Source organism: Orrella sp. JC864, assembly GCF_037026685.1.
Classification (GTDB): Bacteria; Pseudomonadota; Gammaproteobacteria; order Burkholderiales; family Burkholderiaceae_B; genus Orrella.
Genome location: NZ_JBANET010000001.1, coordinates 111,028 through 130,472, shown reverse-complemented (window position 1 = coordinate 130,472; position 19,445 = coordinate 111,028). Strand labels below are relative to the sequence as shown.

Below are 19,445 nucleotides of genomic sequence, written 5' to 3'. Positions count from 1 at the left end.
GCCCGGGCGCCGCTACTCGATGTTCTGCGCCTGTTCGCGCATCTGCTCGATCAGCAGTTTCAGGTCCATGGCCGCGCGCGTCACTTCCAGGCCGCCGGCCTTGGATCCCAGGGTGTTGGCTTCGCGGTTCATTTCCTGGAACAGGAAGTCCAGGCGCTTGCCGGCGCTGCCGGCGCGCTTGCCGGCGGCTGGTTCGCCACGCGTGAGGATGTGCTCGAGTTCCTGGATGTGCGAGCGCAGCCGCGCCAGTTCCTCGGCCACGTCTATGCGTAGCGAGAACAAGGTGGCCTCCGCCGCCAGGCGCTCGGAGAGCTCGGCGCCGCCGATATGGGCGAAACCGCCCGGGAAGGCCTGCTCGACCACGTCGCGCAGCTTGGCCGCCTGCTTCTCGCGGTGATCGGCCAGCAATTGCGGCAGCAGCGTTTCGACTTTCTGGACGATATCGCCCACCTGCCGGGCGCAATCCATCATCACGGCCGCCAGGCGCTGGCCTTCGCGGCGGCGGGCCTGCTGCAGCTGGGCCAGGGCCTGGCGGGCGGCCTCCACCACGGCTTGCGACCAGGCCTGCAGGTCCGGCCCGGCGCTGGCGCGCTGGCTGGGCCAGTTCAACAGCTCGCTGAGCGTGGGTTCGGCGGCATGGGGAAACACGGCGCGGGCCGCCTGCAGTTCCTGGGCCAGCGATTGCAGCCACTGCGGATCGAGCTTGCCCGTCTCGGCCGAGGCGCGGCGCGTATAGGCCGCGCGCACTTCCACCTTGCCGCGCGCCAGGGCTGCGCCAAGCAGCTCGCGCAGCGGGGCTTCGGCCAGGCGAAGGTCTTCGGGCAGACGAAACTGCAGATCCAGGAAACGGCTGTTGACACTGCGCAGCTCCACGGTCACCGACACGTCGTCGAGATCGACCTGGGCGCTGCCGAAGGCAGTCATGCTATCGAGTATGGAGTTCATCGTTCGCATGATACGCGGATTGCCGGCCTCCTGGCTGGCTCCAGGGCGGTAGCAGGCGGCAGCCCGCCCGCGGGCGACGCGGCTTGCCCACGTGCAGGCCCGGTCCCCCCGCCTTGTAACGTCAGCAGCGGGGCAGGGCGGGCAGTTCGGCCGGCTCCACGCCGTAGTCGCGCCGCAGCGCCGCCTCGTCCAGGTAGCCGTTGCGCAGGTCGCACGCCAACGCTTGGCGATCGCGCCGCGCCGGATCACCGAAGCCGCCGCCGCCGGGCAGTTCCAGGATCAGGTGCTGGCCCGGCGGCACGTGCTGCGTGCCCTTGCCGCGCAGCAGGGTGCCGTCGCTCAGCGATACGCGGCCTGGCGCGCCGCTGCCGCCGCCGGCGCGTCCGCGCGCGGGATTGGCGATACGGTCGAACATGGCGTTGAACCTGAATGCATAGCCTTCGCGTGGCCCCAGCTCCATGACTTGGCCCAGGCCGCCACGGTATTGGCCCGCGCCGCTGGAGTGTTCGCGCAGCTCCTTGCGCCAGACCACGATGGGGCCGGTCTGCTCGGTGGCTTCGGCCGACATGGCGTGCACGCCGCTGGGAAAGGCCGTTGCCGACAAGCCGTCGAGACTGGGGCGCGCGCCGGTGCCCCCGCTGTTGAACATCAGGATCTCGGCCGCGGGCAGGCCGGCCTGCGGGTCGATGGGCCGGGCGCTGACATGCAGGTTCCAGAGCGCGCCCGAGCCTTCGGCCGGGATTCGGTCGGGCAGGAAGCGATGCAGCGCGCCCAGCACCAGGTCCGGCACGAAATGGCCCAGTACGTGGCGCACCGCCACCGGGCTGGGACGCTGTGCGTTGAGGATGCAGCCGGCCGGCGCCCGCACCGCAAAGGGGGCGAGCGAAGCGCTGTTGTTGGGCACCTCGGGCGCGATCACGCACTTGAGCCCGTAGCAAGCGTAGGCCTTGGTATAGGTCAGCGGCACGTTGATACCCATGCCGCTGGCCGCAGAGGTGCCTTCGAAATCCGCGAGCAACCCGTCCGGGCCGATCTCGAGCGCCACGGCCAGGGTGACGTCGCGATCGTAGCCATCCAGCGTCATGCTGTTGGCGTAGCGCCCGCGCGGCAATTCGGCGATGCGCGCCAGCGTGGCGGCCAGGCTGCGTTCCAGGATGAAGCCGCCAATGCCTTCGAGGTCGCGCAGTTCGAATTCGCGCATCATGTCCAGCAGCCGACGGTGGCCGGTATCGTTGCTGGCCGCCAGCGCATAAAGGTCGCCCACCACCTTGTCGGATTCGCGCACGTTGTTGTGCAGGATGTTGACCAGGTCGCGATTGACCGTGCCGCGGTCGGCGAACTTCATGATGGGCACGCACAGGCCTTCCTCGTAGACCTCGCGGCCGTCTGGCCCGAAGCCGCGGCCGCCCACGTCCACCACGTGAGCGGTGCTGGCGAAGTAGCCTATCAGCTCGCCCTCCAGGAAGGACGGCGTGACTACCGTGAAATCGTGTAGATGGCCCGTGCCTTTCCACGGGTCGTTGGTGATGTAGACGTCGCCTTCATGGATGTTGCCCTGGCCGATGTCGCGGATGAAATGCGGCACGGCGTCCGCCATGGAATTGACGTGGCCGGGCGTGCCGGTGACGGCCTGCGCGAGCATGCGGCCCTGGCGGTCGAACACTCCCGCAGACAGATCGCCCGCCTCGCGCACGCTCGTGCTGAAGGCGGTGCGGATCAGGGCCAGGGCCTGCTCCTCGACGACCGAAATCAGGCGGTTCCACATGACCTGCATGTGAATGTGCTGCAGCGTGCTGTCGGACATGGCGTTTCCTGGGAGTGAGGGCCGATGGACTTCAGGCCGCGTCGTCGCGGCGGCTGACCAGCAGGCAGCCGTCGGCCTGCACCACGGCCTCGAAGGCCGAGGTGATCAGGGTGGAGGTTTCCCGCTCGGCCACGATGGCCGGGCCCGGGATGCGCGTGCCCGGCGCCAGTCCTTCCCGCTCGACGATGTCGGCTAGTACCTCGCGCCCGAGCCGGGCGTCGAAGACCGGGCGCTGCGCCCCTGCGCTGGCGGCGGTGCCGGCCGGGACCGAGGGCACGGGCTGCACCGGCGGCAGGGGTGAACTGGCCTTGACCGACCAGCTGATCACTTCGATGTCCAGCCCATCAATAGGACGGCCGAAGTAGCGGGTATAGGCGGCCTCGAATCCGGCGCGCAGCGACTGCGCGGCTTGCCCGGGCAATCGCGCGTCGTGCAGCGGCACCGGGATTTCCCAGCCTTGGCCGACATAGCGCATGTATGCCTTCGCCTCCAGTTGCGGCTGCACGCCGTCTGGCGTGCCCTGGCGGGCAAAGGCCAGCGCCTCTTGACGCAATTGTTCGAGCAGGCGCGCGGCCGCCGGCGCGTCGAAACGCGACAGGCGGAAGTTGGCGCTGCGCACGCTTTCATAGCCGAACGGCGCTCGCAGGAAACCGATGGCCGAGCCGACACCGGCGCCGGGCGGCACCAGGAAGCGCTGGATGCCGGTTTTTTCGCACAGGCGGGCGGCATGCAATGGCCCGGCTCCACCGAAGGTGATCATGGTGTAGCGGCCGATCTCCTTGCCGCTTTCCACCGTATGCACGCGCGCCGCGTTGCTCATGTTCTCGTCGACCATCTCGGCGATGCCATAGGCGGCTTGCTGCGGCGACAGGCCCAGCGGTTCGCCGACGTGCGCGGCGATGGCCTGGCCGGCCCGTTGCCCGGACAACGCGATCGAACCGCCGGCGAAATTGTCCGGGTCCAGGCGTCCCAGGATCAGGTCCGCGTCGGTGACGGTAGGTTGCGTGCCGCCACGCTGATAGCAGGCCGGCCCGGGCTCGGAGCCGGCGCTGTGCGGGCCCACCCGGATCTGCCGCATCAGGTCCAGCCCGGCGATCGAGCCTCCGCCGGCGCCGATCTCGACCATCTCGACCACGGGAATGGAGATGGGCATGCCGCTGCCTTTCTTGAAACGGTAGGTACGGGCCACCTCGAAGGTATTGGCCGTCTTGGGGGTCTGCTGGTCGATCAGGCAGATCTTGGCGGTGGTGCCGCCCATGTCGAAGGACAGCACGGCGTCGAAGCCGTAGCGCGACGCGATGTGGGCCGCGAAAATGGCGCCTCCGGCCGGCCCGGATTCGACCAGCCGCACGGGAAAGCGCGCGGCGCTTTCCACCGAGATGATGCCGCCGCCCGAATGCATGATGAATACCGGGCAGCGGGCACCGGCGTCGTGGATGCGGCCTACCAGCCGGTCCAGGTAGGACTGCATGAGCGGGCGCACGTAGGCGTTCGCGCACACGGTGTTGAATCGCTCGAATTCACGCAGCTGGGGCGAGACTTCCGACGAAATGCAGACCGACAGCCGGGGCAGGCGCCGCAGCAGCGCCTCGCGCATGCGTTTTTCATGCGCGTCATTGACGTAGGCATGGATAAAGCCGATGGCCACGCTTTCGTAACCGCCGGCCGCGATGCGCTCGGCCAGCGCGTCGATATCCGCCTGGCTGGGCGACACCAGCGGCGCGCCCTGGGCATCGATGCGTTCGCGCAAGGTAAGGCGGTCGCAGCGTTCGATCAAGGGAGGCGGCAGGCGGATGTTCAGGTCGTACTGTTCGAAACGGCTTTCCGAGCGCATTTCCAGCACGTCGCGAAAGCCCTCTGTGGTGATGAAGGCGGTGCGCGCGCCGCGCCGCTCGATCAGCGCGTTGGTGGCAAGCGTGGTGCCGTGGATGATGATGCCGATGCGCGCCAGGCCGATGCCGGCTGCCTGGCAGACCTGCTCCAGGCCCTGGACGATGGCGCGCTCGGGCTGCGCATAATCGGTGAGAACCTTGACAGAATGCAGCGTACCCGCCAGTTCCAGTGCGACGTCCGTGAAGGTGCCGCCGATGTCCACGCCCACGCGGGCCTGCTGCTGCGATGAAGCCACGATGAGTGTTCCCCTGCGAAATACCGGCTGCGCCGCGGCCCCTAGCAGGGCGCCAGCGTTCATGCCGGTATGATGGAGGTCATCATACAGCTGGGTCAACCAAGGGTTTCCCCCAGTGGCCGAAGAGACGCTAGGACCGGGCCAGCCGCTTGCGATAGCGGGCGATGCTGTCGCCCAGGTGGCGCGCCATCGCGGTGCGCGCCGCGCCCGTGTCGCGCCGGGTGATCGCGGTCATGATGGCGGCATGCTCGCGTGTGGTGCGCTTGGCATATTCGGCACGGGCGGCCGGCTTGCGCTCGGAGCCGTGCTTGATCTTGAGTTCGAGCAGCATGTCCTGGGTCGCCGTGGCCAGTATCTGCACGAAATGCGGATTGTGCGAGGCCCGGGCGATCGCGGTATGAAAGGCGAGGTCGGCTTCGATGGCCGTAGCCATGTCCGCGCCCGATACGGCAAAGGCATCGAAGGCCTGGACGATGTCGGCAAGGTCCTGCGGCGTGCGCCGCTCTGCGGCCAGGCCGGCGGCCTGCACCTCGATGGCCAGGCGCAGTTCCATGATGTGCAGCGCCCAGCGTTCGTCGGCGGCGGGCGGCACGACGAAATCCACTGGCGCATCGGCTTCCTGCGCCACGTACAGCCCCAAGCCCGGCCGGCTTATCAGCCGGCCGCTCAGCCGCATCGAGGCCACCGCCTCGCGCACGACCGTGCGGCTGACGTTGAACTCCTGGCACAGCGCGCGCTCGGACGGCAAGCGCTCGCCGGGGCGATAGAGCTTGCGGTCCAGACGGTCGGACAACGCCTTGATGAGCACGTCGGTCAGGCGCGTGGGACCAGGAACGGAAGAGGGCGGATTCAAGCACGCAGCCGAGGGGAAAAAGTCCGGCGAAGCGTATCACAGCGCCACGCGGCGCTGGCGGCAAGGTCGGCCACCGCCGCGCTGCGGCGGGGGCGGTATCGGGTTATCCCTAGCTATCCATGCCAAAACGCCCTGCGTAGATTTGGGTTTACCCACATGTATGATGGGTGGAATCAGACCAGATGCCGTTTCCGGCACACGCGAACAAGGGGGTTCAAGCATGCGAGGCTTTGCGAAATGGATGGTCGGGCTGTCGCTGGCGTTGCCGGCCGCGGCATGGAGCGCCAGCGCCACGTGGACCATGGCCACGGGCTATCCGGAGAACAGCTTCTTTACCCAGAACATCCGCCAGTTCATCAGCGAGGTGGAAAAGGAAAGCGGCGGGCGCCTGAAGATAGACCTGCGGCCGAACGATACGCTCATCAAGCACGACGCCATCAAGCGCGCCGTGCAAACCGGCCAGGTGCAGGCCGGCGAGGTCCGGCTGGGCGTCTACGGCAACGAGGATGCGATGTACGTGCTGGACGGCCTGCCCAATATCGCCGCCAACTACGAACAGGCCTGGCTGCTGATGCAGGCGCAAAAACCCTATTTCGACAAGCTGCTGGCGCGCAACAACCTGCGCGCCATCACCTATGTCTCCTGGCCGGGGCAGGGCTTCTATACCAAGACGCCCGTCAAGTCCGTGGACGACTTCAAGGGCAAGAGGCTGCGCATCTATTCCCAACCCACGCAGAAAATGGGCGAGATGCTGGGCTTTCAGGCCACCATCCTGCCTTTTTCCGAGGTGCCCCAGGCCTTTGCCACCGGCTTGATCGACTCCTTGTTCACCAGCGCCCAGACCGGCATCGACACGCAGGCCTGGGACAACGTCAAGTACTTCATGTACACCGGCACGCTGCACAACAAGAACATGGTCGTGGTCAACGAGCGGGCCTTTCGCCAACTCGACGAGGACGTGCAGCGCATCGTATTGGAGGCAGGCGAGCGCGCGAGCAAGCGCGGCTTCGAAATGAGCCGCAAGGCCGGCCAGGACACCGTGGAGCAACTGCGCGCCAATGGCATGGAGGTCAGCGAGGCGCCCGAATCGATCCAGCAGGCGCTGGCCGAGGTCGGCCAGGCCATGACCGCCGACTGGCGCAAGTCGGCCACGCCCGAGCAGCAGAAAGTGCTGGACGACTACCTGGAGATGAAGAAGGCCGGGAGCTGAGCCATGCGCGCGATGCTGGACGCGCTGTACCGGGCCAGCGGCGTGGCCGCTGCGCTGTTCCTGGCCGCCATACCCATCGCCATCCTCTCGCAGGTGCTGGGCCGCATGATGGGCAGGACGGTGGACACCACCGAACTGTCCGGTTTCTTCATGGCGGCCTCGACCTTCCTGGGCTTGGCCTATACCTTCCGTGCCGGCGGGCACATCCGCATCGGCCTGCTGGTGAGCCGGGTGGCCGGCGCGCGGCGCCGGGCGCTCGAACTGTGGTGCTGCCTGGCGGGCGCCGCGCTGGCTGGCTTCGTGGCGGGCCACGCGGTGCGGTTCGCGCTGGAGTCGCATGCCTTTCACGACATCAGCCCGGGCCTGCTGGCCATTCCTTTCTGGATTCCGCAATCGGGCATGGCCGCCGGGCTGGTTATCCTCACCGTGGCGCTGCTGGACGCGGCGTGGGCGGTGGCGCACGGCCGCGCGGCAGGCTACGAACGCAACGAGGACGCGGCCCTGGACGACTGACCGCGCCGCCGTCCGCAGCAGGAAACAACGATGGACCAAACCACCACCTTGCTCGCCGGCGCCACGATGCTGGCCGCGCTGCTCGTGCTGCTGGCCAGCGGCATCTGGGTGGCGCTGGCCCTGCTGGCAATCAGCCTGCTGGGGCTGGCCCTGTTCACCACCGCGCCGGTCGGCTCGCTAATGGCCTCGACGATGTGGGATTCCAGCTGGTCCTGGGCCATGACGGCATTGCCGCTGTTCATCTGGATGGGCGAGATACTGTTCCGCACCCGGCTGGCCGAGGACATGTTCCGGGGGCTGGGGCCATGGGTGAACTGGCTGCCGGGCCGCCTTCTGCACGTCAACGTGCTGGGTTGCGGACTCATGTCGGCGGTGGCCGGTTCCTCCTCGGTGACCTGCGCCACGGTGGCCCGCATGGCGCTGCCCGAGCTCAAGCGCCGCGGCTACCACGAGGGCATGATGATCGGCACGCTGGCGGGCTCGGGCACGCTGGGCCTGATGATCCCGCCTTCGATCATCATGATCGTCTACGGTGTGACCGCCCAGCAATCGGTGGCCCGGCTGTTCATGGCGGGCATCCTGCCCGGGCTGATGCTGATGGCGTTGTTCATGGGTTATGTGATGCTGTGGTCCCTGCTGCATCCCGAAAAGGTGCCGCCGCGCGATCCGCCCATGCCGCTGGCGACCAAGCTGTGGAACTCGCGCAGGCTGATTCCCGTGGCGCTGCTGATCGCGGCGGTGATCGGTTCGATCTATGCAGGCGTGGCCACGCCCACCGAGGCAGCCACCTTCGGCGTGCTTGGTGCGCTGGTGCTCGCGGCCGCCACCGGCGGCCTGAGCTGGCGCAGCCTGGCCGAAAGCCTGATGTCGGCCATGAAGATCTCGTGCATGATCTCCTTCATCGTGGCCTGCGCCGCGGTGCTGTCCATCGCGGTGGGCTTTCTCGGGATCCCGCAGGTCCTGGCCGGCGCGGTGCAGGCCATGGACCTTTCGCCGGCGATGCTGCTGGTGGTGCTGACCGCCTGCTTTCTGGTGCTGGGCTGCTTCCTGGAAGGCATCTCCATCCTGGTGCTCAGCAGCGCCGTGGTGCTGCCCATGGTGCAGGCCGCCGGGATCGACCTGCTGTGGTTCGGCATCTACATCATCATCGTCATAGAGATCGCGCAACTGACCCCACCCCTGGGGTTCAACCTGTTCGTGCTGCAATCGATGACGGGCCGCGACATCTGGCGCGTGACGCAGGCTTCGCTGCCTTTTATCGGTTTGCTGCTGGTGGCCGTGGTGCTGATCTCGGTATTCCCGCGCATCGTGACCATACTGCCGGAACTGATGCGGGGCTGACGCCGGCCCGCTTACAATCCTGCGCTTATGCCTTGTGCAGGAGCTTTCGCAGATGTCCACACCGTCCATACCCGTGCGCCGCCCCGAAGGCCGCACCGCCGATTCCCTGCGTCCCATCCGCATCGAACGCGGCTGCTCGCCCTACGCCGAGGGTTCGGCGCTGGTGCGCATGGGCGGCACCCACGTGCTGTGCACCGCCAGCGTGCTGGAGAAGGTGCCCGGCTTCATGAAAGGGCAAGGGCGCGGCTGGGTCACGGCCGAATACGGCATGCTGCCGCGCGCCACGCACACGCGCGGCGAGCGCGAAGCCGCGCGCGGCAAGCAAAGCGGGCGCACGCAGGAGATCCAGCGCCTGATCGGCCGCAGCTTGCGCGCGGTGTTCGACCTGCAGGCCTTGGGCGAGCGCACCTTGCAGATCGATTGCGACGTGCTGCAGGCCGACGGCGGCACGCGCTGCGCCAGCATCACCGGCGCCTGGGTGGCCGCGGCCGATGCGGTCGGCTGGCTCATGGCGCGCGAGGCGCTGGCCGCCAACCCTGTGCGCGATCACGTGGCCGCCGTCTCGGTCGGGCTGGTCGGCGGCCAGGCCTTGCTGGACCTGGACTATCCCGAGGATTCGGGCTGCGATGCCGACGTCAACGTCGTGATGACCGGCAACGGCCATCTGGTCGAAGTGCAAGGCACGGCCGAAGGCCAGGCCTTTACCCGCGCCGAGCTGGACCGCCTGCTGGATCTGGCCCAGGCCGGCATCGCCCAGCTGGTGGCCGCGCAGCGCGCGGCGCGCGCGCTGCCCTGACCAGGCACGGGCGCCTGCGCCGCAGCCGCCCGCGTTTGTAAAGAAACCGCCAAGTTGTTCGCACATAATCCCCAAGGCTGCCGCGTGGGAGGCCTTGAGGTGATGATGAAACGAATGATGGGTGTAAACGCGGCGCTGTCCGCGGTGCTGGCCGGCTTCGTGCTGCTGTTTGCCGCCGCGGGCGCGGCGGGCATCGCGATGCTGCAGGACAACCGCCGCGTGATCGAGGCGTTGGGCCAGGGCAATATCGAGCGCGCCAGCGACCTGACCAATGTATCGAGCCTGGTCTTTCGCGTGCGCGCCACGCTGACCGACGCCAAGACCTTCATGGAAGGCGGCCTGATCGAGCAGCGCGACGCGGCCGTGGCCGATGCGCGCAGGCTGCTGCAGGCCGCGCAGGCGCACTTCGCCGCCTTGCAATCGAAACCGGACGAATCGGCCGGCTCGCGGGAGCTGTACGAAGCCGTGCTCGCCAGCTACACGGCCCTGGTCGCCGAAGGGCTGGAGCCCATGCTCACGGCCATCGAAAAATGGAACGGCCCCGAACTGAACCGCCTGAACGACAAGGTCATGCCGGGCCTTAATGACGCATTCATCGGCGCGGTCGACGCCTACCAGGAGCAATCGCGCCGCGACGGCCGGCAGGCCGTGGCCGACGCCGCCCAGGCCCAGGCCCTGGCGGTGCAGCTGGTCGTGGCGGCGGTGCTGCTGGTGCTGCTGATCGCCATCGGCCTGCGCATCGCCTTCCGGCGCGCCATGCTGCGTCCGCTGGTCGATGCCGGCGCGCACTTCGACCGCATCGCCGACGGCGACCTGACCGCGCCGATCCGCGCGCGCGGCAGCAACGAGATCGGCGTGCTGTACTCGGCCATGCAGCGCATGCAGGCCGGGCTGGGCAGGGCGGTCGCCTCGGTGCGCAGCGGCGTGGACGCCATTCATGGCGGCACCGGCGAGATCGCCTCGGGCGCCCAGCACATGTCCGACCGGGTCGCCTCGCAGGCCGCCTCGGTGCAGCAGACCGCCGCCAGCCTCGCGCAGCTGACCGAGTCGGTCAAGCAGACGGCCGGCAATGCGCACCTGGCCAACGACCAGACGGCGCAGGCGCGCGAGCTGGCCCAGCAGGGCGGGGCGGCGGTCGAGCGGGTCAGCGCAGCCATGCGCGACATCGACGCCAGCGCCCAGCGCATCGCCGAGATCGTCGGCGTGGTCGACAGCATCGCCTTCCAGACCAATATCCTGGCCCTGAACGCGGCGGTCGAGGCCGCGCGCGCCGGCCAGCAAGGCAAGGGCTTTGCCGTGGTCGCCACGGAGGTCCGCGGCCTGGCCCATCGCAGCAGCCAGGCCGCCCGCGAAATCAAGGACCTGATCGAGGCCTCGGCCCAGCGCGTGGCGGCCGGCGTGCGCGAGGTCGGCCATGCGGGCAAGACGCTGGGCGAGGTGCGCGCGGCCATCGACCTGGCGGCCGGCCGGGTTACCGACATCACCCTGGCCACTGGCGTGCAGGCCGAGGGCTTGCAGGCGGTCAACCAGGCCATCGGCCAGATCGAGCAGGCCACCCAGGAGAACGCCGCCATGATCGAGCAGACGGCGGCCGCGGCCGCTGCGCTGGCCGAGCGCGCCGAGCAGCTGCGCGAGGCCGTGGCCAAGTTCCGCATCGCCGGCCACGGCCATGCACAAGCGCCTGCGCTGGAGATGGGCGAAGCGGATCTAGAGGACGAGCGATTGCCCGTAGCGCTCGGTCACCAGCGACAGGCTCCCATGCTTGACCTTGTGCTTGACCTGCGCGGCCGCCGAGGCAATGTCCTCGGGGCGGATGCGGCCGGCTGAAGGCGCCGGGCCCACCAGCAAGGCCCCGACGCTCAGCGTCACGAACGGAAAGAAACGCAGCACCCCATAGCGGTCCTCGGCCTCGATGCCGCCGCGGTCCCGGCCGTCCTCGTCGTACAGGTCGATGGCGCCGCGGTTGAACTGCGCGATGGCGGCCTGCACGCGCGCCTGCCAGTCCGGGCTGCGAAACAGCACGACAAAATCGTCGCCGCCCACGTGCCCCACGAAATCGCGCAAGGGGTCGCAGTGCTGCTTCAGGGTGTCGGCGCACAGCTGGATCATGTCGTCGCCGCGCCAGTACCCGTATACGTCGTTGAACGGCTTGAAGTTGTTGAGGTCGCCATAGCAGGTGACGAACTCGGCGCCTTGCTCGAGCAGCGCGCCGATGTGCTGGCTGATCGGGATGTTGCCCGGCAGCGAGGTCAGGGGATTGGCGTAGCGGGCTGCCTCGATGCGCATTTCGGTCACCGAGCGCACCAGGGCCTCGCCCGTGCCCAGGCCGTCGTAGCGGCCTTCGCACGTGATGATGAAGCCATCGACGAGGTAGCGCTGGTCTTCGGACACCAGCACGCGGCTGAGCTGGTCCATGGACGTGTGCTGGTCCACCAGCACCGGCTGCGCGTTCATGAAGCGCGAGCACAGGTCGCGGCCGAACAGCTCGCGCGTGTAGCGCTGCGCATAGCGTTCGGAGAAGTCGCGCCGGTTGATGATGCCCACGGGACGGTCGTCCTCGTCGACCACGGCCACCGCGTGCAGGTTCTTGTGCTCGCTGAACAGCCGGTGGACTTCGTCATTGGTATGGCGGCCCACCTTTACCGCGGGGGCCTGCACGCGCAGGCTGGCCGCGGTATTGCTGGCGCGGCCGAAGCTGGGCGAGGCCTGGCGCGCGGCCAGCGCCGCCTGCGCCGGCGCCAGGACCTGGGTCAGCGGCTCGCTGGCCGGCCCGCCCAGGTGCCAGCCCTGGGCATAGCGGATGCCCAGGTCGCGCACGGTCTGCAGGTCTTCCTGGGTTTCTATGCCTTCGGCCAGGATAGGCGTGCCCAGGCATTGGGCCGTGGCCAGGATGGCCTTGACCAGCTTCTGGCGCGTCTCGTCGCGCGAGATGCCCTGGAAGAAGTAGCGGTCGACCTTGACCAGGTCGGGCCGGGCCTCGGCCCACAGCTGCATGCTCGAATGCCCCACGCCGTAGTCGTCCAGGGCGATGCGCAGGCCCCAGCGCCGCAAGGCGGCGAACACGTCCATCAATGCCGGCAGGCGCGAGGACACCGGATCGTGCTCGGTCATTTCTATCACGATGCGCGAAGGATCCAGCGGCACGCCCGCAAGCAGGGCCTGCAGGAAGCCTTCGCCGTGCTGGGCCCAGGATTGCAGCAGCGCGGTGGCCGACATGTTCAGAAAGAGGTAGCCGCCGCGGCCGTGCTGCTGGAAAGTGGCGATGCCGGCCTGGGCGCTGAGCATCTCCAGGCGGGTGGCCAGGCCCTGGCGGCGCGCTTCGGCGAACAGTGCGTCGGCGCTGTGCAGCACCGTGCGCTCGGGTCCCCGGATCAGGCTTTCGTGGCCGTAGATGCCGCCTTGCACCAGGTCGACCACGGGCTGGAACATGGGCGTGAGCAGGCGCCTCTGTATGACGCTGTCCAGGGTCAAGCCGGGAAAACCCGCCAGGGACGGAGCAGGCGGCTCCGTAGCGGCGAAGGGGTGCGCATGGACAGTCATCATCGAGCGAGGATAGAAAGGGCGCCTCATCTTGGGCATGCAACGTTACATCAACTTTGCAGGGCCATGACCAGCACAAGGGTGTCGTCAGCGAAATGACAGCTGGGCAAAAGAACGAGGCCGCCGGCCTTATACAATGGCCCGATGAACCCGAACGCAAATGCCTTGCCCCCGCGCATCGTGCTGGCTTCCAACAACGCCGGCAAGCTGCGCGAATTCTCCAGCCTCTTCGCGCCGCTGGGCGTGCAATTGCTGCCCCAGGGCGAGCTGGGCGTGTCCGAGGCCGAGGAGCCGCACCCGACCTTCGTCGAGAACGCCCTGGCCAAGGCGCGCCATGCCAGCCGCGCGACCGGCCTGCCGGCCATCGCGGATGACTCGGGCCTGTGCGTGGCCGCGCTGGGCAACGCGCCGGGCGTGCGTTCGGCCCGTTATGCGCAGGACGCCGGCGCGGGGCAGGGCGACGAGGCCAACAACCGCCTGCTGCTGCAGGCGCTGCAAGGCCAGGCCGACCGCCGCGCCAGCTATGTGGCCGTGCTCGTGCTGGTGCGCGCGCACGACGATCCGCTGCCGCTGATCGCCCAGGGACAGTGGCATGGAGAAATCGCGCCAGCGCCGCGCGGCGGGCAGGGTTTCGGCTACGACCCGTGCTTCTACCTGCCCAGCCACGGCAAGACCGTCGCCGAGCTGGACCCGGCCGAAAAGAACCGCTGCAGCCACCGGGCCATTGCCCTGCGCGCGCTGGTGGCCAGCCTGCACGCGCAGCCCTAGCAGGGTGGCGGCCGCGTTGACTTCGCCTGGATAGCCTGGATAGCCGATATGGCGGTAACCATTCCCATCGTGCCCGAGGGCGCCGGCCGGCCCGGGGGCAGCGCCTCGGGCGCGGGCGGCACGCGGCTGAGCAGCCTGCCGCCGCTGTCGGTCTACGTCCACGTGCCCTGGTGCGTGCGCAAGTGCCCGTATTGCGACTTCAATTCGCATGCCTGGGAAGGCGGTATTCCCGAGCGCCAGTACCTGGATGCGCTGCGGGCCGATCTGGAGCAGGCGCTGCCCGGCATCTGGGGCAGGCAGGTGCACACCGTGTTTCTGGGCGGGGGCACGCCCAGCCTGCTCTCGGCCGCGGGGCTGGACGAGCTGCTGGCCATGCTGCGCGCATGCCTGAACCTGGTGCCGGACGCCGAGATCACCCTGGAAGCCAATCCCGGCACCGCCGAGGCAGGGCGCTTTCGCGACTATGCCGCCAGCGGCGTGAACCGTCTTTCGCTGGGCATCCAGAGCTTTGACGATGCCCGCCTGCAGGCGCTGGGCCGCATCCATGATGCCGCGCAGGCGCGCCGCGCCATCGAGATGGCCCAGCAGGCCGTGCCCCGTGTGAACCTGGACCTGATGTTCGCGCTGCCCGGCCAGACCCTGCAGGACAGCCTGGCGGACCTGCGGCAGGCGCTGGCCTTCGGCACCGAGCATTTGTCGCTCTATCACCTGACGCTAGAACCGAACACGGTTTTTGCGAAGTATCCGCCGGCCGTGCCCGACGAGGACGAGGCCGCGGCCATGCAGGACGCGCTGGAAGCGGCCGCGGCCCAGGCCGGCCTGCAGCGCTACGAGGTTTCGGCCTATGCGCGGCCCGGCGCGCGCTGCCGGCACAACGTCAACTATTGGGAGTTCGGCGACTACCTGGGCATCGGGCCGGGCGCGCACGGCAAGCTGTCTTTCCATGACCGCATCGTGCGCCAGTCGCGGCTGCGCAATCCGCAACGCTGGATGGCCGCGGCGGCGGCCTACGACGGCTCGCACCTGGCGCAGGACGAGCCGGTGCCGCCCGAATCGCTGCCTTTCGAATTCATGCTCAACGCCCTGCGTTTGAAACAAGGCGTATCGGCAAGCACCTATACCGAGCGGACCGGCTTGCCGCTGGCCGGCATTCTGCACCAATTGGAGGCTGCCCATGCACGCGGCCTGCTCAGCGCCGATCCCACGCGGCTGCAGGCCACGCCACTGGGATGGCGCTTCCTGAACGACCTCCAGGAGATGTTTCTCTAGGCGCGCCGCAGGACGAACGCACCAATATTGTGCGTTCATGCACGCCATATTGCACTAACATGGTGCTTTCCGCCAATTTCAGGGGCGTCCCGCCCGCGCACCGTCCTGGCACGCCACTTGCTAGATAGGGATGCCGGTCGAGCAAAGCCCTCGATCTTTATTGCTACCCTGGAGATGACATGGCCACGCCACAAGACGTTCTGAAGCAGATTGCAGAGCACGAAGTCAAGTTCGTTGACTTCCGCTTTACCGATACCCTGGGCAAAGAGCAGCACGTTTCCGTGCCGGCCCACACGGTGGACGAGGACAAGCTCGAGGCAGGCCATGCCTTCGACGGCTCGTCGATCGCCGGCTGGAAGGGCATCGAGGCTTCCGACATGTTGCTGGTGCCCGATTCCGCCACCGCCCGCCTGGATCCCTTCCGCGAGGAAACCACGCTGATCCTGACCTGCGACGTGGTCGAACCCTCGGACATGAAAGGCTACGACCGCGACCCGCGTTCGCTGGCCAACCGCGCCGAAGCCTACCTGAAGTCCAGCGGCCTGGGCGATACCGCCTACTTCGGCCCCGAACCCGAATTCTTCGTCTTCGACGGCGTGACCTGGAACGACGACGCCTCGGGCTGCTTCGTCAAGATCAAGTCCGAGGAAGGCCCCTGGTCGCGCGGCATGGAATACGAGGGCGGCAACCTGGGCCATCGTCCCCGCACCAAGGGCGGCTACTTCCCCGTGCCCCCGGTCGATTCCTTCCAGGACATGCGCTCGGAAATGTGCCTGCTGCTCGAGCAGCTGGGCGTGCCGGTCGAAGTGCACCACCATGAAGTGGCCGCTCCCGGCCAGCTGGAGATCGGCACCAAGTTCTCCACGCTGGTGCAGCGCGCCGACTGGAACCAGGTCCTGAAGTACGTCGTGCACAACGTCGCCCACGCCTATGGCAAGACCGCGACCTTCATGCCCAAGCCCGTCGTCGGCGACAACGGCTCGGGCATGCACGTGCACCAGTCGATCTGGAAGGACGGCCAGAACCTGTTCGCAGGCAATGGCTATGCCGGCCTGTCCGAGTTCGCCTTGCACTACATCGGCGGCATCATCAAGCACGCCCGCGCGCTCAACGCCATCACCAACCCCGGCACCAACTCGTACAAGCGGCTGGTTCCGCACTTCGAAGCGCCGGTCAAGCTGGCCTACTCGGCCCGCAACCGTTCGGCCTCGATCCGCATTCCCTACGTGGGCAATCCCAAGGCCCGCCGTATCGAGACCCGCTTCCCCGATCCCCTGGCCAACCCCTACCTGGCCTTCTCGGCCCTGATGATGGCGGGCCTGGACGGCGTGCAGAACAAGATCCACCCGGGCGACCCCGCCGACAAGAACCTGTACGACCTGCCGCCCGAAGAAGACGCGAAGATCCCGACCGTCTGCGCTTCGCTTGAGCAGGCGCTCGAGGCGCTGGACAACGACCGCGAGTTCCTGACCCGCGGCGGCGTGTTCAGCAACAGCATGATCGATGCCTACATCGACCTGAAGATGCAGGAAGTCACCCGCCTGCGCATGACGACCCATCCGGTCGAGTTCGACCTGTACTACAGCCTGTAATCCGGCGGCCGCGCCGCCCGGCGACGGGCGGCGGGCCGGTCTGCCCGCAAGGGCACGCGCGGCGCCTGTCCAGGCAGGGCGCCCCCCCGCTTTGGGGGGGCGCCGTAGCGCCGCGCCCATCCCGGATGGACGGCATTGCCGTTCGTCCCTACGCAGCGTGAAGATGAACGTCGACGCCTTTGACCTCCTGGCTACCGCCATCCTGCTCCTGAGCAGGGAGGGCAGGGTCGAATATGCGAACGCTGCGGCAGAAGACCTGTTCGGACGCTCGCGCAAGCAGCTGGCCGGCCGTGCCGCCGCCACGCTGTTCGACGAATCCGACGATATCGGACACGCCATCGGCCAGGCGCTGGCGCGCGATTTCGCCGACCTTCGCCAGGCCGCGTCGGTGCGGCGCGGCAGCGAGCCCATGCAGGTGACGGTCACCGTGGTGGCCCTGTCCGAACAGCCCTGGCCTGTCCTGATCGAGGCGCGCGAGATCGAGCACCGCGTGCTGGCCGACCGCAACCACCGGCTGGTGGACGAGATCCAGACCCAGCGCGAGCTGCTGCGCAACCTGGCGCACGAGGTAAAGAATCCGCTGGGCGGGCTGCGCGGCGCGGCGCAATTGCTCGAGGCCGAGCTGCCCGACGCCGCGCTGACCGAATACACGCAGGTCATCATTTCCGAGGCCGACCGCCTGCAGGCGCTGGTCGACCGGCTGGCCACGCCGCAGCGCGCGCCGCTGAACACGCGCTCGGTCAACATCCACGAGATCTGCGAGCGCGTCTGCGCGCTGGTGCGCGGCGAGTTCCGCACCGACGTGACCCTGCTGCGCGACTACGACGCCTCGGTGCCGGACCTGCAGGCCGACGCCGAGCGCCTGATCCAGTCGCTGCTGAACGTGATGCGCAACGCCGCCCAGGCCCTGACCCAGCCCCGGCTGACCGAGAACGCGCAGATCACGCTGCGCACCCGGGTCGCGCGCCAGGTCATGCTGGCGCACCGGCAGCATCGCCTGGCCCTGGTCGTGTCGGTCATCGACAACGGCCCGGGCATCCCCGAGGCGCTGCGCGAGCGCATCTTCCATCCGCTGGTGACGGGCCGCGCCGATGGCACCGGCCTGGGCCTGAGCCTGGCGCAGGACTTCGTGCAGCAGCACGGGGGCATCATCGAATTCGAATCCCGTCCCGGGCACACCGAGTTTCGCCTGGTATTGCCCATGGAGCCCGCATGAAACCCGTATGGATAGTAGACGACGATCAAGCCATACGCTGGGTGCTGGAAAAAGCCCTGGCCCGCGCCGGCATCGCCACGCGCACCTTTTCGCAGGCCCCCGAGGTCCTGCAGGCGCTGCAAAGCGATACGCCGGCCGCGCTGGTATCGGACATCCGCATGCCAGGCGGCAACGGCCTGGAGCTGCTGCGCCAGATCAAGGAGCGCCACCCGCACCTGCCGGTGATCGTCATGACCGCGTTCGCCGATCTGGACAGCACCGTATCGGCCTTCCAGGGCGGCGCCTTCGACTACCTGGCCAAGCCTTTCGACATCAACGAGGCGGTGGCGCTGATCCAGCGCGCGGCCAGGGACACCGAGCCGCCCGAGCCCCCGGCGGCCGAGCCCGTGCCGGCCGCCGAGCGGTGGATGATGACCCAGTCGGCGTCCACCTCCATGCAGGAAGTGTTCCGCGCCATCGGCCGGCTGGCCCAGTCCAAGGTCACGGTGCTGATCACGGGCGAGTCGGGCACCGGCAAGGAGCTGGTGGCGCGGGCCCTGCACGGGCACGGCGCGCGGGCCAACGGTCCTTTCGTGGCGCTCAACGCCGCCGCCATCCCGCGCGACCTGCTGGAAGCCGAGTTGTTCGGCCATGAACGCGGCGCCTTCACCGGCGCCAGCAACCTGCGGCGCGGGCGCTTCGAGGAGGCGCATGGCGGCACGCTGTTCCTGGACGAGATCGGCGACATGCCGCTGGAGCTGCAGACCCGCCTGCTGCGCGTGCTGGCCGAGGGCAGCTTCTACCGCGTGGGCGGCGCCCAGCCCGTGCGCGTGGACGTGCGCATCGTGGCCGCCACCCACCAGCCGCTGGAGCAGCGCGTGCAGCAAGGGCTGTTTCGCGAAGACCTGTTCCATCGCCTGAACGTGATCCGCCTGCGCCTGCCGCCGCTGCGCGAACGGCGCGAGGACATCCCGGCACTGGCCAATCATTTCCTGGCCGCCAGCGCGCGCGCGCTGGGCGTGCCGGCCAAGCGTCTCACGCCCGAGGCGCTTTCCACCTTCGTGCGCTTCGATTTCCCGGGCAACGTGCGCCAGCTGGAGAACTTCTGCCACTGGCTGACCGTGATGGCGCCGGGCCAGACCATCGACCGCAGCGACCTGCCGCCCGAGATCCGCGCGCTGGACGACCCGGCCCTGGCCGCGCAGGCCGCCAGCCCCGCCGCCGGCGAAAGCGGGCAGGGCGGGGCCGGCGCGGCCCCGGCCAGCGCCCCGGCCGACTGGAGCGAGGCGCTGCTGCGCGATGCCCAGGCGCGCCTGGCGCGCGGCGAACCGGCCGTCATGGCCACCCTGACGCGCCAGTTCGAGCGCATCCTGCTGCAGACCGCGCTCGATGCCTGCCGCGGCCGGCGCGTGGAAGCGGCCACGCGCCTGGGCATCGGCCGCAACACCATCACGCGCAAGCTGCGCGAGCTGGGCATGGAAGAGGAGTAGG

At 68.6% G+C, this 19,445-nt stretch carries 15 protein-coding genes; 10 read left to right on the top strand and 5 right to left on the bottom strand.

Features of this window, described 5'->3' with window-relative positions; translation table 11 throughout:
- Positions 1 to 12: 12 nt before the first annotated feature.
- The 4 genes from V8Z80_RS00540 to V8Z80_RS00525 all read right to left on the bottom strand — a co-directional run bounded on the left by V8Z80_RS00540 (position 13) and on the right by V8Z80_RS00525 (position 5,730).
- Positions 13 to 936, bottom strand: coding sequence for a YicC/YloC family endoribonuclease (locus tag V8Z80_RS00540; protein ID WP_336060829.1), 924 nt, complete (start codon positions 934 to 936; stop codon positions 13 to 15).
- A 130-nt stretch (positions 937 to 1,066) separates the two neighbouring features.
- On the bottom strand, positions 1,067 to 2,749 hold the full coding sequence (locus V8Z80_RS00535; RefSeq protein WP_336060676.1) for a hydantoinase B/oxoprolinase family protein: 1,683 nt from the start codon (positions 2,747 to 2,749) through the stop codon (positions 1,067 to 1,069).
- A gap of 31 nt (positions 2,750 to 2,780) precedes the next feature.
- Complete coding sequence (locus V8Z80_RS00530) at positions 2,781 to 4,877, bottom strand: hydantoinase/oxoprolinase family protein (RefSeq protein WP_336060675.1); 2,097 nt, start codon at positions 4,875 to 4,877, stop codon at positions 2,781 to 2,783.
- A gap of 130 nt (positions 4,878 to 5,007) precedes the next feature.
- On the bottom strand, positions 5,008 to 5,730 hold the full coding sequence (locus V8Z80_RS00525; RefSeq protein ID WP_336060674.1) for a FadR/GntR family transcriptional regulator: 723 nt from the start codon (positions 5,728 to 5,730) through the stop codon (positions 5,008 to 5,010).
- A gap of 220 nt (positions 5,731 to 5,950) precedes the next feature.
- Between V8Z80_RS00525 and V8Z80_RS00520 the strand changes: the two genes are divergently transcribed.
- From V8Z80_RS00520 to V8Z80_RS00500, 5 genes are all read left to right on the top strand, one after another.
- Positions 5,951 to 6,940 carry a TRAP transporter substrate-binding protein gene (locus V8Z80_RS00520; RefSeq protein WP_336060672.1) on the top strand — a complete coding sequence of 330 codons (990 nt, stop codon included), beginning with the start codon at positions 5,951 to 5,953 and terminating at the stop codon, positions 6,938 to 6,940.
- A gap of 3 nt (positions 6,941 to 6,943) precedes the next feature.
- Positions 6,944 to 7,453: a TRAP transporter small permease gene (locus V8Z80_RS00515; protein ID WP_336060671.1), complete on the top strand. Its 510-nt coding sequence runs from the start codon at positions 6,944 to 6,946 to the stop codon at positions 7,451 to 7,453.
- 30 nt (positions 7,454 to 7,483) lie between these two features.
- Positions 7,484 to 8,794, top strand: coding sequence for a TRAP transporter large permease (locus V8Z80_RS00510; RefSeq protein ID WP_336060670.1), 1,311 nt, complete (start codon positions 7,484 to 7,486; stop codon positions 8,792 to 8,794).
- Between the two features lie 52 nt (positions 8,795 to 8,846).
- Entirely contained in the window at positions 8,847 to 9,590 is a 744-nt protein-coding gene (rph, locus tag V8Z80_RS00505) for a ribonuclease PH (protein WP_336060669.1), read from the top strand.
- A gap of 105 nt (positions 9,591 to 9,695) precedes the next feature.
- Complete coding sequence (locus V8Z80_RS00500) at positions 9,696 to 11,417, top strand: methyl-accepting chemotaxis protein (RefSeq protein ID WP_155195579.1); 1,722 nt, start codon at positions 9,696 to 9,698, stop codon at positions 11,415 to 11,417.
- On the opposite strand, the gene V8Z80_RS00495 is transcribed toward V8Z80_RS00500, so the two are convergent.
- Complete coding sequence (locus V8Z80_RS00495; RefSeq protein ID WP_442951922.1) at positions 11,298 to 13,019, bottom strand: EAL domain-containing protein; 1,722 nt, start codon at positions 13,017 to 13,019, stop codon at positions 11,298 to 11,300. The genes V8Z80_RS00500 and V8Z80_RS00495 overlap by 120 nt on opposite strands.
- Before the next feature lie 255 nt (positions 13,020 to 13,274).
- Between V8Z80_RS00495 and rdgB the strand changes: the two genes are divergently transcribed.
- The 5 genes from rdgB (at position 13,275) to ntrC (ending at position 19,444) form a co-directional block, all read left to right on the top strand.
- Positions 13,275 to 13,898, top strand: a complete 624-nt coding sequence (gene rdgB, locus V8Z80_RS00490; protein WP_155195567.1) for an RdgB/HAM1 family non-canonical purine NTP pyrophosphatase — start codon at positions 13,275 to 13,277, stop codon at positions 13,896 to 13,898.
- A 48-nt stretch (positions 13,899 to 13,946) separates the two neighbouring features.
- On the top strand, positions 13,947 to 15,167 hold the full coding sequence (hemW, locus tag V8Z80_RS00485) for a radical SAM family heme chaperone HemW (RefSeq protein WP_336060666.1): 1,221 nt from the start codon (positions 13,947 to 13,949) through the stop codon (positions 15,165 to 15,167).
- A 179-nt stretch (positions 15,168 to 15,346) separates the two neighbouring features.
- Entirely contained in the window at positions 15,347 to 16,759 is a 1,413-nt protein-coding gene (gene glnA / locus V8Z80_RS00480; protein WP_336060665.1) for a type I glutamate--ammonia ligase, read from the top strand.
- A 163-nt stretch (positions 16,760 to 16,922) separates the two neighbouring features.
- A complete protein-coding gene (gene glnL, locus V8Z80_RS00475; protein ID WP_155195570.1) occupies positions 16,923 to 17,975 on the top strand; it encodes a nitrogen regulation protein NR(II) in 1,053 nt (350 codons plus the stop codon).
- Positions 17,972 to 19,444 (top strand): nitrogen regulation protein NR(I), encoded by a 1,473-nt coding sequence (gene ntrC, locus V8Z80_RS00470; protein ID WP_155195571.1) that lies wholly within the window; start codon positions 17,972 to 17,974, stop codon positions 19,442 to 19,444. The genes glnL and ntrC overlap by 4 nt, the downstream gene beginning before the upstream one ends.
- The last annotated feature ends 1 nt before the right edge of the window (position 19,445 follow it).